This window comes from Enterococcus raffinosus (genome assembly GCF_019175485.1).
In the GTDB taxonomy this organism is placed as follows: domain Bacteria; phylum Bacillota; class Bacilli; order Lactobacillales; family Enterococcaceae; genus Enterococcus_A; species Enterococcus_A raffinosus.
This window is the reverse complement of sequence record NZ_CP072888.1, coordinates 1,467,331-1,480,536: the sequence shown is the minus strand read 5'-3', so window position 1 is coordinate 1,480,536 and position 13,206 is coordinate 1,467,331. Positions and strand designations below refer to the sequence as shown.

Below are 13,206 nucleotides of genomic sequence, written 5' to 3'. Positions count from 1 at the left end.
TATGCATGACTTGATTGTAATTGGTGGCGGTCCTGCAGGATTAGCTGCTGCTGTTGCGGCTTATGAAAATGGCGTCAACAATATTTTAATAATTGAACGTGATCAAAAGCTTGGTGGTATTTTAAATCAATGTATTCATAACGGCTTCGGCTTGCACTATTTTAAAGAAGAATTGACGGGGCCTGAATACGCGGCACGCTTTATAGATAAAGTTCAGTCTACAGATATTGATGTATTACTAGATACAATGGTTTTAGAAGTCACTGAAGATAAAGAAGTTCATATTGTGAATAAAGAACAAGGGTATCAAATTTTGAGAGCTAAGTCGATCGTGTTAGCTATGGGATGTCGTGAGCGTACTCGCGGAGCGATAGGTATTGCTGGCAGTCGCCCCGCTGGTGTATTTACCGCAGGTACTGCACAACGATATGTCAATATGGAAGGATACCTAGTTGGAAAAAAAGTAATCATTTTAGGTTCTGGTGATATCGGCCTTATCATGGCGCGTCGAATGACTCTTGAAGGCGCAGAAGTATTAGCATGTATTGAGGTAATGCCCTATTCCGGTGGATTAACCAGAAATATTGTTCAATGCTTAGACGATTATGACATCCCTCTTCTCCTTTCACATACGATTACTGAAATTCGCGGAAAAAATAGAGTAGAGCAAGTAGTAGTCTCTGAGGTCGATGAACAACGCCAGCCTGTTCCAGGTACAGAACAAATAGTTGATTGCGATACAATTTTACTTTCTGTTGGTCTGATTCCTGAAAACGAGCTTAGTCGCGATGCAAAGCTACATTTAGATTCCAGAACGAGCGGTCCCTTTGTTTATGAAAATATGGAAACATCGACTCCCGGCATCTTCGCCTGTGGAAATGTAGTTCATGTTCACGATTTAGTTGATTTTGTCACAGCTGAAAGTATAAAAGCAGGAAGTTCTGCTGCTTCCTATATTTTAGAGCAAGAAAAAGAACTGACAAAATGTCTTACTATAAAAAATGGGACTCACGTCACATATGTTGTTCCGCAGAAGATTCGTGATGAAAATATTGATCGCAGAACGGAGCTATTTTTCCGGGTCAATAAAGTATTTGACGAAAGTCAAATACTGATTAAGTCTCAAGGTGAAGTTTTGGCTAAACAGAAAAAGAGCTATATTGTACCAGGAGAGATGGAAAAAATAAAACTATCAAAAAAAGTGTTAGCTAAAGTTACCAACGGCGAAATAGAAGTTTGCGTTGAGGAGGTGTCAAAAGGATGAAACAATTCATTTGCATTATGTGTCCAAAAGGCTGCCATTTAACAGTTGATGAGTCCAACGATTACAAAGTGACAGGTCATAGTTGCAATAAAGGAGTCAAGTATGGAAAGGCTGAAGCCACGAATCCCGTGCGTGTGGTCACCTCTACTGTAACTGTAAATGGCGGAAATAGTCCCCTTTGCTCAGTAAAAACAGCAGATGGAATTCCTAAAAAAGCAGTACTGGAAGCGATGAAAGAAATAAATAATGTGGAATTAAAGGCACCTGTAAAAATCGGTGATATTGCAATCGAAAATCTTTTAAACACTGGTATCGATGTGGTTGCAACAAGTAATATTCAGGCGAGTTAGTCACTAAGCGATAGTTATTCCTTCAATGGAATTAAACTTAATTTCTGATAGGTAAAATAAAAAAAGGGACCGTGTATTGTCATTAGCGTACTTTACACAGCCCCTCTTTTTATCTTATTCATTTTTAACGCTATTCATTCTTTTTAACGAATAACCGCTTGAAGCTTATCTTCTAAATTCTTAGTGACCTTCGCCATAATGCGATTGATTTCTTCATCTGTCAATGTTGCTTCAGGATTTACGAAAGTCAAATTATAAGCCATGGATTTTTTACCAGGTTCAATATTCGCACCTTGATATACGTCGAAAACGTTCAATTTCGTCAAGAACTTGCCCGCTGCGGCTGTAATTACTTCGCTGATATCTGAGTTAGAACTAGATTCACTGACCAACATCGCGATATCACGACTGACTGCTGGATATTTTGATACAGCTTCATAGACCAATGGTGATTTTTCTAGTCCAATCAACGCTTCTAAGTTCATTTCGGCGACATAGGCTGATTTCAGTTCATAGTTAGCAGCAATTTTTGGATGAACTTGACCAACAAATCCAATCAACTCTTCATTCAAATAGATTCCAGCTGTCTGTCCTGGATGCATTTCATTCATTTGAATAGCTTTGTATGAAATCACATTAGTTAAGCCTAATCCCTCAATCAATGATTCGACCATTCCTTTGACTGTGTAGTAATCACAGGCTTCGGGTTTTGCGGCCCAAGATTTATCTACTACATTTCCCGTTACTGCGATGGCTACATGATTTTGTTCAATTGGTAAATCCTTTTTAGGATCGTGATTTTGACAAAAAACATGACCAATTTCATAAAAGGCAACATCATTATTCTTACGAGCCGTGTTATAAGATAAGTCCTCTAGTAAACCACTGATTAGATTTAATCTCATGGTTGAGCGCTCCTCACTCATTGGCCAAGCAACACGAGTCACTTTACTTTCATTTAACAGAAATTGTTGCGCTTTTGCTTCCGTTGTTAAGGCATAGCTAATGGCTTCGGATAATCCAGCACCTTCTAAAAGGTTTCGAACTTTTCTTACGGATTTTTGTGATTCAGTTAAAAAGCCTGCGACTGTTTGACCTTCTGGCAATGTCGAAGGTAAATTATTGTAACCATAAATTCGTGCGATTTCTTCCATTAAATCTGCTTCGATCGTAATATCCCAACGGCGAGGCGGCACACTGACAGTCGTTACACCATTCGTTTCTTGGGAAGAAAAACCAAGCGCTTTAAAAATATCATTTACTTGTTCTTGAGTCAGATCCGTTCCTAAGAAACGATTGACATTTTCAAGTGTTGTACTAACTTCAACATTTTGATGATGTACTTCGCTTCCTTTTACTGTCCCTGCCAAAACTTTTCCCTCCGCTAATTCAGCAATCATCGCGGCAGCTACTTCACCTGCTAAACTGATATCCCCTTGATTGATTCCTTTTTCAAAACGCATGGATGATTCGCTTCGTAAATTATAACTTTGTGAAGTGCGACGAACCAATGTATGATCAAACATTGCCATTTCCAACGCGACTGTTGTTGTTTCATCAGAAATTTCTGAATCCAGCCCCCCCATTACACCAGCGAGAGCAACTGGGATCTCACCATTCGTAATAACAATATTTTCTGGATTCAATGTCCGTTCAACGCTATCAAGTGTTGTGAAGGGTTCATTTTCTTTTGCCCGACGAACCATAATCTCGTTGCTGCCTAATTTATCATAATCGAAGGCATGTAAAGGTTGACCAAACAATAATAGAATATAGTTTGTTACATCTACGACATTACTGATTGGACGAATCCCTTCATTCATCAATCGATTTTGCAGCCATTGTGGACTTGGTCCAATTTTAACATCTTCAATAATACGAATTTCGTAGTGAGGAGCATCTTTCTTGTCGGTGACAGACACCTTTATTTTGTCACTAGCCTTTTCTTCTGCTTCTCGTAATTCTACAGCCGGGAAAGTTACTTCCTTATTATAGATTGCAGCCACTTCATGTGCCACACCACGAATACTTAGCGCATCCGCGCGATTTGGTGTAATAGATAAATCAATAATCGTATCATCCATTTCTAAATATGGAAAAACAGGTTCTCCTGCAATCGCGTTTTGTGGCAAGTAATAAATGCCTTCAGCATATTCTTTAGGAATGACTGAGTCGCTATAGCCAAGCTCTTGCAATGAACAAATCATGCCATTAGATACTTGCCCACGCATTTTCCCTTTTTTGATTTTTACATTTCCAGCAATCCGCGAACCAGGCAGTGCAACAATAACTTTGATTCCCGCTTTAATATTGGGTGCCCCACAGACAATTTGAGACAGCTCCTCAGCCCCGACATCAACCTGACAAATTGACAAATGATCGGAATCAGGATGCGGAATACATTCTTTTACATCCCCCACTACGATTTTTTTCAACCCATCTTCTGGTGATTCTAGCCCTTCAACTTCAATTCCAGTTAAGGAAAGACGATCCGCTAATTCTTTTGGTGCGACATCTTTCACATCGACGTATTCATTTAACCATTTATATGAAACTAACATTGCTACTTACTCCCCCTTGAACTGTTCCAAGAAACGAACATCGTTTAAATAGAAATTTCGAATATCATTTACTCCATAGCGCAACATCGCAATTCTGTCTGGACCCAATCCAAAAGCAAAACCTGAATACTCTTTGGAGTCGATCCCTGACATTTCCAATACATTAGGATGAACCATTCCAGCGCCCAGAATTTCGATCCAGCCAGTATACTTGCAGACGTTACACCCTTTACCACCACACTTAAAGCAGCTTACATCTACTTCGACTGATGGTTCAGTGAATGGAAAATAGCTTGGACGCAAACGAATACTACGATCTGCTCCAAATAATTCCTTCAATAATACTTCTAATGTTCCCTTTAAATCTCCCATCGTAATTCCTTTATCAACAACCAAACCTTCGATTTGATGGAATTGATGACTATGTGTCGCATCATCCGTATCACGACGAAATACCTTCCCAGGTGAAATCATCCGAAGTGCCCCTTTAGAAAAATCATGTTTTTCCATTGTACGTGCTTGAACCGGTGAAGTATGCGTACGCAGAAGTACATCATCAGAAATATAAAAAGTATCTTGCATGTCTCGTGCAGGATGATCCTTAGGTAGATTCATTCGTTCAAAATTGTAATGATCGGATTCGATTTCTGTCCCTTCGACAATTTGATAGCCCATACCGACAAATGTATCTTCTATTTCTTCCATGATTTGCGTCAAAACATGGCGTGTTCCATGAGCCGGTTGTTTTCCAGGTAATGTTACGTCTAAAGATTCAGCGGCTAATTTCTTTTCTAGTGCTAGTTCTGTTAAGGCCGCCTTACGTACCTCCACGGCTTGCGCCAAAAGATCGCGAATTTCGTTCGCAAATGCTCCTACTTTTGGTCGCTCTTCTGCTGAAAGATCCCTCATCCCTCTTAACACTTCAGTAATTGGTCCTTTTTTTCCAAGGGTTTCTACACGAATAGCTTCAACTGTAGAAAGTTCATCAGCTGCGTCAATTTTAGCTAACGTCTGACTTTTTAATGCTTCTAACTGCTCTTGTAAACTCATTGTTTTCTTCCTTTCCCTGTTGCTTAAAAAAGATAGAAGCTTCAAAATGAAGGTCTACCAAATTTTTTTAATACACTTAATAAATAATAAATTTGTATCAATCGGAGTGTTGTAACCTCTCGATAAGTATCAGTTAAAAATACAAAAAAGACCTCGTTCCACAAAGGAACGAGGTCTCGCGATACCATCCTAATTCGTCAATAGATTATAGCACATTGACGCTCTCACTTTTTAACGGCTATGCCGGTCTTTCGACAAGCTCCAGAAGTGAACTTCATCTTTTCTTTTCTTAGTCTGCTTCCAGTCAACGACAGACATTCCCTTGTAAGATCTAAAAAGATTACTCTTTTCCATCAACGCTTTTTCAACTATTCAATTGACTATCACAATACTACAAGAAATCTAAAAAATTATCAACTACATTCTTCATCTGTAATCCAAGTATCGCCCCATTGATGTATTTCGTTCATTACGTTTTTCAATGCCTCGCCTTTTTTCGTTAGACAATAATCCATCCGTTTTTGGCTTCCGCAAGCAATTACGCGACCAACAATGCCTTCTGCTTCTAATTCTTTTAAGCGTTCGGTTAATACTCGATCACTAACATCTGGAATCAGCGCAGCAATATCAACGAATCTTTGAGGTCCACCTTCTAACAATACATCAATAATTAAACCATTCCATTTTTTACCTAAAATTTGGAAACCTTTCTCAAATTTGGGGCAAAGTGAAAAGTCCATTACTTCTACTTGTTCCATAATTCTCACCTCGATAGAGAGAGTATAGCACATCACTTACCTTTTATAAGTATAACTTGCCTATCCCTAAGGAGTTTTTAACAAATCAACGGCCTTGTTACCTTGCAAAAAGATTAAGTAAGCTGCTTCAACTGGTTTTTGTTTTGCTTTTTCTAATGCATTCTTATATAAATTTATTTGTCCACGATAGCGGTTAACAAGCTGCTGTTCCCTTCCGGCCGTAAAATAATCGGTTTTTAAATCATACATAAATAGTTTGTCTTCAAATTCTAAATACCCATCAATAATCCCATGAATTAAAATCTCGTCTTGATTTTGATAATCGTTGAATAATTGATTGGCGGGCAGCAGCATGGCAAAGGGTTCTTCTCGATGCAATCGATCAGAATATTGAATCACAAATTTACCGATATCAGAACCAAGAAAATTCATAATAGAGTCAATCGATATTTTTTCCGCTATTTCCTTAGTCAAGGTCTGCCGTGAAACTAACTCAGAAATTAGAGACTCAACTATTTCTCGTTGTGGTTTTTCATGTAACGGCAGCAATTGCATGATTAGGTGAGTGGCTGTCCCTATTTCGGTGGCAGAGACTTCTTTTTTTGTCCCTAGAAATTTGGGTTCGCCTAGCTCGTTTTCAGTGAATCGATAGTGGGTTCCTACAGGTGTTGGAGTCTGCTCCAACGTCTCTCGATTGTCAGGGTCATCGTATAATCGCTTTAGCTCCGATACAGATTGATAACTCGTTGTTTTAGTCGCCTCAGGATACGGGTATTTAAACAGCAAGCGCTCTTTCAACGATTGGATGTTGATAGATCCTTGAGGGATTTCCAACGTTTTAATCTCTGGCAGATAGCTTTGTACAGCTTCCGCTATTGTTTGTGGATCAATAAAATCTAGCTTAAAAGCTGCCGGATGCTGCTTCAAAAGAGCAGGCTGAGTTACCGCATATTCCTTCTGATAGTTTTCCATATCTGGGTGTCTAAATAGAGTCATTCCAACCCAATCAAAGAAGCTATCGTTTTGACCCTCTCGGAGCCCTGCATCAAGTACCACGTTTTCATTTAGAGCACTTTTACTCCAAGTTTTATAGGCTGCTTCTTCATCATCATAAGAACCAACTAGAAACAACTTTTGCTCTGCACGAGTCAAAGCTACGTAAAGTTTTCTCATTTCTTCTGACAACAGCTTGTTCAAATTTTTCTGCTTCACCGTTTGGAACAAAAGTGTATCTTTTCTAATCCTTGTATCGGGAGTCAATAGTTTCACACCTAATCCTAAACGTTCGTCAAAGACATAGTTTCTTCGCGTATCCTGTACATTAAAGCTTTTGCTCATATCCATCAAAAAGACTACTGGAAATTCTAGACCTTTACTGCCATGAATTGTCATTACTCGTACCGCATCCTGCAGCTCTTCTGTTGGCGGTTCTCCCAGGTCCTTGTCTTTTTCCTGCATTTTTTCAATAAAACGAATAAATTGATACAATCCTCGGAAACTACTGCGTTCATAATCCTTTGCACGTTCGATTAGTGCTAACAGGTTGGCATGTCGCTGTTGTCCAGCAGGCATCCCTAAAACATAGTCCAAATAAGCGGTCTCGTTATAGATTTTAATTAGTAAGTCTGCTAACGCTTCTCTTCGAGCAAACTCACGCCATTCATTCAATTGGGCCAAAAAGATCGTCAATTTTTCTGCTGTCGCATCCTTATTGTTTTGCAGATAGCTTTTAACCGCTTGATAATAGTCCTTTTGCGGTAAAGCTAGACGAACCTGTGCCAGCTCTTCTTCCTGCAAGCCAACGATTGGTGATCGTAAAACGGCGGCTAAAGGAATATCTTGATACGGATTATCGATGATCTGCAATAAGGAAATCATCACCCGCAATTCAGTTGATTGAAAATAATTTTGTGTATCATTAATAGATAGGGGAATCCCTAATTGTTTAAAGACTTCTAAAATCGTTAAATTATTACTTCTAGTAGGCGTCAATAATACGATGTCCTCGTACTGTAAGGGGCGCATGGCTTTTTGCTTTTTATCATAAATTTCGAACTTCTGATCTATCAATGAGCGAATCTTAGTAGCAGTCATGAAGATCTCGCCCATTGCTTTATCTTCAATCCATTCAGGAGCTTCTCCATTTTTTTTATAAACCAACAGCTCCGGAGAGAAAGAATCGGTCTCGGGAAATCCAGTAAAACCATTGATCAATTCTGCTTGCTTATCGTATTCAATTTGTCCAACCGCCTGATCCATTAATTGAGTGAAGATCAAATTCGTAAAATCCAACACTTCTTTGCGTGAACGGAAGTTTTCAGCTAGAATAATTCGACGACCGCCTTCTTCATCGGCAAAATCATGATACTTCTGAATGAACAAGGTAGGGTCTGCTAAACGAAACCCATAAATTGATTGCTTCACATCTCCAACCATAAAGAGATTTCCAGGATTTTCAGTACTTAATTGACGTAAAATAGTTTCCTGCAGCTGATTGATGTCTTGATATTCATCCACTAAAACCTCAGCAAATCGCTTCTGATAATAACTTTCAGCCGGTTTGTGTCCATCTATTTCCGTTTGCAAAATCTGCAGGGTAAAATGCTCTAAATCATTAAAGTCAAGCATGCCCTTTTCTCTTTTTTTGGCTGAGTACTCCTCAATAAATCGTTTTTCAACTCGAACCAGTTCTTCTACAAGTGGCAGTGCTTCTTGCATTCGTGTTACCTGTTCTTCCGGTGAGACAGCAAAATACAGCTCTTTGAGCTTTGTCAATCCTTGCTTTGCTTGGTCACGATAATTTTTGCACTCAACAATAATATCGCCATAAAGCTCCTTGACCTCTTTTTTTCTTGGTGAAGGATAGGCTGGGAATTTCATCGTCTCAAAGATCTTAAACGCATCAATTAAATGGTCTTCAACTATTGCCTGTTCAATCTGTTTGACGATCCCTAATTCATTCTGGGCCAAATCAGTAATTTTTTTTAATTCTTCCGTTCCTTCACTCGCACGAATCATCCAATGATATGTCTGGCTGATTTCTCTGAGTGTATTCAATACTTGAGGGCGAATCAATTTACGATACAAATCTGATTCTGACAAATCTTCTACGCGATAATTTTCAATCAAACCCTCTAGCCAATGAAAAGGCGCAGGATTCGCGCGAGCAAAATCATACATTGAAAAGATTAAATCTTCTAGTCCGCTATCACTGCGATCATTTGAGAAATTTTCTGTTAATCGATAAAAAATTTCCTGATTTTCTTCATAAAAAGATTCTCGCAGCTCATCCCAAACATCTTCTTTCAACAAAATGGTTTCAGTATCATCCGTTAACATTCGATAGCTTGGATCTAAATCAATCAAATAGAAAAAGCGTTGAATAACCTTTGAGCAAAATGAATGTAAGGTTGAAATATTCGCCATTGGTAACAATGTTAATTGACGGGTGAAATGATTTTTTAATGTCTGATCCGTCTCTTCATTGATTGCTTCTTGTAATGCGGACTGGATTCGCTCTTTCATTTCACTAGCAGCAGCTTCGGTAAATGTCACAACAAGAAGCTGATCGACTGAAAGCTGTTGTCGCTTAATTTTTTCAATCACCCGTCGAACAAGCACCGCCGTTTTTCCAGATCCAGCAGATGCAGAGACTAAAAGATTCGTTCCTTGATCAAAAATCGCCTGCCACTGAGCATCGGTATACATTTCATTTGGTGCTTTTGGAGGGATAGGAAAATTAGTTGTCATGCAGTTCTTCCTCCATTCGTTTCAAGACTTCTTCTTTCGAAAGCTTCTCTAATCGATGATAATTATTTTCCTTCAACATAGCGTCAAATTTGCATACACTGCGGAACGGACAGTATTGGCAAGCAATGCGCTGATTGTCTTTATAAGTCGGATTCAACTTGATCTCACCTGAGACAATTTGATTTCCTGCTTCTTGAATTTTTTCTCGATTGTATTTTCGTAGCAGCTCAATTTCAGACAAGTCATAAAATTTATCTCTGGATTGAGGCACAGCCACAATTTGCCCATTCTTATCTTTCTTAATAGGAAACAGCAGAGAGTTTTCTTTTTCCTCTAGGCTTTGATCCAACTGATCATAAAGCTCTGGTTCCTTTGCAAATAAGCCATCATATTGATAAGCCTTTAGCATATCCCTTTCTATGTTCTTAGGTTCTTTTAGAACAGGATTATGAACATGCAAATAGTATGCACCAGCGGGCTTGATGGCTTTGCCGCTCGACTGACTGAAATCTGTGACTGCGACATCAAGATAAGTAATTAACTGAAGTGCAATTCCGTAATAGGCATCTGCCACATTAAAACTATGTGGACTTGACTTGTAGTCAATAACGCTTAACCAATCATTTTCAGCACTTTGTAGTTGATCCAAACGATCGATTTTTCCACGGATAGCCACTTCTCCGCCATTCGACAAGGTCAAATTAATTCCAGGGATTCCCTTTTGTCCGTCAATCGAGCCAAAGATAACCTCCGTTTGCTGCGGTTCAAATTTTGTTCGGGCTCCTTGGTTTACCAATCCCCAACTTACTTTTTGAATCGTTCGGGATAATTGATAGCGAATATAATTCATTCGCGCCGAACTAGATAATATTGCAAATTTTAGTTCGCCGAAAATTTCCTTTAAAACCTGATCTGCTAAATTTGTCCGCTCTTCTTCATTTAACTCAGCAAGACGCAGGCCTTGTTCCTTTATCAACCGGAAAAAATAATCCAACGCTTCATGATAAAAATCCCCAGCCGCAGCAGGCGTCAATCCATACACAGTACGTTCTTTTAATCCAAGGCCGAAATTAGCAAAATACTTGTACTGACAGTTATAGAAGTTTTCAATTCTCGAAACAGAAACATATAGATTTTTCCCATACAAACGCTCTGCTGTCTCCGGTAATAATTCACGAGGAACGTTTAGATCCTGTAAACTTTTAAAGACTCGCTGCGCCATTGAAGACAATGAACTGTTTTGAATAAATTTTTGCAATTCTCGCCAAGCTGGCAAAAAGGCACGATTCTCATCTTGAGCAAACCGGTTTAAGGCAATCAAATCAGATAGCAATGTTCGCATTGTTCCTAGATGATTCTCCGGATCACTCATAAGTCTTAACGGCTCATTTTCTTGAATCGGTAGTTTCAATCCTTGACTAAGCTGTCTTAAAAAAGGAGATATTTCCAGTTTCTTTTCACCTTCAACTGTTGTAGCCATGCTCAGATACAGCTTTTCACTAGCAGAAAGGAATACTGAATATGCTAAAAAAGGTTCGCGATTAACTTTTGACCCATTGCTTTCTGGTAAAAACTTTCCTTCTGGCAGATTTTGATTGAAAGCAGAACGCTCCTCTGCTGTTAGTAATCCCTTGTCATCAAAACGAGCCGGAAAATCATTGCTGTTCAATCCGATTGCAAAAGTAACTTTCGTTTGGTCAATTCGAGCCAATTCTAAATCATTGACTCGCACCTGATCTATGGCCGTAGGGATTTTTCCATAAGTCACATTCATCAAACCAGCCAAAAATATTTCCTGGAACGTTTCCCAATCAAAGGAATCTTCCCCATAAATAAGTACATACTCATCCAATAAATCTAGCAATGCCTGCCACGTCTGCTCGTGATTTCGCGCTTTGTCTAAGCTTCCTTTGGCAACCTCTTGATCACGCCAAAAGAGTAGCTGACGTTTCACACCACTGGCTTCTAAAAAATGATAGAAAAACGTCGCCGCTTCTAACCCATTTTTCGAATTTTTTATTTTTTTGAAGAACACTGGAATCACCTGCTGTACAGAACGTCGTACCTCATTGGTTGTTGCTTCTAATTCCTTCGCGTCATTAAAAACATCTGCTTCAAAATCATAATCAACAAATTCCCAATCAGCTTCCTTTGTCCAAGCGCTCCCGCGAAAGTTATAAGCTAAACAAACATTTTCTGTTTGATCAATCTTTTCCCTGTATTCTTGTTGCAGATTGAACCAATTATCCGCTGTCCAATCAAATGGGGCAAATAGCTCCGTACGCAACATGCGAAATACATCGTTGATCCGATAATGATAACTATCAATCAAAAATAATGCTTGTAAGAATTCTATGAGAGGATGAGCGGCCATCTCCTGTGTCTCATCTAAATAAAACGGAATATCTAATTTATTGAACATATCCGGTAAAATACTATTATAAGCTTGTGAGTTGCGCAATAAAATTTGAATATCTCTATAACGATACCCTTCATCTCTAACTAATCGACGAATTTCTTCACCTGTTTTACGAATCTCATCAGCTAGGGTACTAAATATTTTTATCTGAACTTGATCATTTTGTCCTAAGTTCCTTCTCTTTTGATTGGCCCAAAATTCACCCACCTGATTGAAAACGGTTTGGTTCATTTGTGCAAACTGATCGGGACGCACAGGAATTTTATACGCATCAGCACTCTTTTTTAATTGAAAATATGTTTTGCCTGGTTCAGCAAATAAGTTCAAAGGATTGGGTTCTTCACTTGGATAAGGCCGATCTAATTCTAAGGAAACCAATAGTTCCCCACACACCATTAACTCATTCAAAACACCAAGTTCGCGTGCGTTAAAGCGTGTGAACCCACTAATAATAAAAAGATTATTTGACATTTTTTTAGTACTCAGATACTGCTGCAATAATTGCAGTGGGTCATCATTTGCTACTTTGTACTTGAACAGCGCCTCTTCATATGCGGAGAAAACTTTTTTTAAGTCCTGTAGTTTTAATACCTGATCCTGATCGTTTCCATTTTCAACTAAATCTTCTACAGTTACATTTCCAATCTGCATCTCCTGATAAAAATGAACGAGCTGTTGAATGAAGCCTGTTTTGTTGACTTCGCCACGAAAAATTGTTAACTCCTCTCGCTGTTCATGAAGAATTTTTCTTAGAATCATAGCATTTCCAGCTTCTGATAAGATATTCCCAGGAATCTGACCGTTCTTTTGCAAAAAATACCATGCTAGTCGTTGAAAGCTGAATACCTGCGTACGAATCGTACTGAATTCAACCGCTTTGTCGTCTTGCTTCATCGCAGCTAAAAGACGAATTTCTTGCTCAAATTTATTGTAATTGGGGACTAAAAAGAACACTCGATTTTCTGAATTCTGTTCTAGCCAAGCTCGCGCAGTCTGAATCATTCGTTCTGTCGCGTCGTTCTGTCCAGCACCTAACAAAAATTGTAATGGCATC

Annotated in this window: 7 protein-coding genes and 1 other annotated feature; of the genes, 2 read left to right on the top strand and 5 right to left on the bottom strand. The window is 38.9% G+C overall.

What is annotated here, in order from left to right:
* Position 1: 1 nt before the first annotated feature.
* Together J9537_RS07290 and J9537_RS07285 are read left to right on the top strand one after the other, a co-directional pair.
* Positions 2 to 1,264 (top strand): NAD(P)/FAD-dependent oxidoreductase, encoded by a 1,263-nt coding sequence (locus J9537_RS07290; RefSeq protein WP_218257271.1) that lies wholly within the window; start codon positions 2 to 4, stop codon positions 1,262 to 1,264.
* Positions 1,261 to 1,614: a DUF1667 domain-containing protein gene (locus J9537_RS07285; protein ID WP_218257270.1), complete on the top strand. Its 354-nt coding sequence runs from the start codon at positions 1,261 to 1,263 to the stop codon at positions 1,612 to 1,614. The genes J9537_RS07290 and J9537_RS07285 overlap by 4 nt, the downstream gene beginning before the upstream one ends.
* A gap of 143 nt (positions 1,615 to 1,757) precedes the next feature.
* On the opposite strand, the gene pheT is transcribed toward J9537_RS07285, so the two are convergent.
* From pheT to J9537_RS07260, 5 genes are all read right to left on the bottom strand, one after another.
* A complete protein-coding gene (pheT, locus tag J9537_RS07280) occupies positions 1,758 to 4,175 on the bottom strand; it encodes a phenylalanine--tRNA ligase subunit beta (RefSeq protein ID WP_218257269.1) in 2,418 nt (805 codons plus the stop codon).
* 6 nt (positions 4,176 to 4,181) lie between these two features.
* On the bottom strand, positions 4,182 to 5,225 hold the full coding sequence (gene pheS, locus J9537_RS07275; RefSeq protein WP_218257268.1) for a phenylalanine--tRNA ligase subunit alpha: 1,044 nt from the start codon (positions 5,223 to 5,225) through the stop codon (positions 4,182 to 4,184).
* Between the two features lie 161 nt (positions 5,226 to 5,386).
* Positions 5,387 to 5,591, bottom strand: a binding site (T-box leader).
* Positions 5,592 to 5,638: 47 nt separating this feature from the next.
* Positions 5,639 to 5,983 (bottom strand): winged helix-turn-helix transcriptional regulator, encoded by a 345-nt coding sequence (locus J9537_RS07270; RefSeq protein ID WP_010744753.1) that lies wholly within the window; start codon positions 5,981 to 5,983, stop codon positions 5,639 to 5,641.
* Between the two features lie 66 nt (positions 5,984 to 6,049).
* Positions 6,050 to 9,733, bottom strand: coding sequence for a helicase-exonuclease AddAB subunit AddA (addA, locus tag J9537_RS07265; protein ID WP_218257267.1), 3,684 nt, complete (start codon positions 9,731 to 9,733; stop codon positions 6,050 to 6,052).
* The gene (locus tag J9537_RS07260) at positions 9,723 to 13,205 is read right to left on the bottom strand and encodes a PD-(D/E)XK nuclease family protein (protein ID WP_218257266.1); all 3,483 of its coding nucleotides are present in this window, start codon (positions 13,203 to 13,205) and stop codon (positions 9,723 to 9,725) included. The genes addA and J9537_RS07260 overlap by 11 nt, the downstream gene beginning before the upstream one ends.
* Position 13,206 lies beyond the last annotated feature (1 nt).

Excerpts from the sequence above, each read along its gene's own strand:
- pheT (WP_218257269.1), bottom strand. The coding sequence starts at position 4,175 with ATGTTAGTTTCATATAAATGGTTAAATGAATACGTCGATGTGAAAGAT.
- J9537_RS07260 (WP_218257266.1), bottom strand. The coding sequence starts at position 13,205 with ATGCCATTACAATTTTTGTTAGGTGCTGGACAGAACGACGCGACAGAA.
- pheS (WP_218257268.1), bottom strand. The coding sequence starts at position 5,225 with ATGAGTTTACAAGAGCAGTTAGAAGCATTAAAAAGTCAGACGTTAGCT.
- J9537_RS07285 (WP_218257270.1), top strand. The coding sequence starts at position 1,261 with ATGAAACAATTCATTTGCATTATGTGTCCAAAAGGCTGCCATTTAACA.
- J9537_RS07270 (WP_010744753.1), bottom strand. The coding sequence starts at position 5,983 with ATGGAACAAGTAGAAGTAATGGACTTTTCACTTTGCCCCAAATTTGAG.
- J9537_RS07290 (WP_218257271.1), top strand. The coding sequence starts at position 2 with ATGCATGACTTGATTGTAATTGGTGGCGGTCCTGCAGGATTAGCTGCT.
- addA (WP_218257267.1), bottom strand. The coding sequence starts at position 9,733 with ATGACAACTAATTTTCCTATCCCTCCAAAAGCACCAAATGAAATGTAT.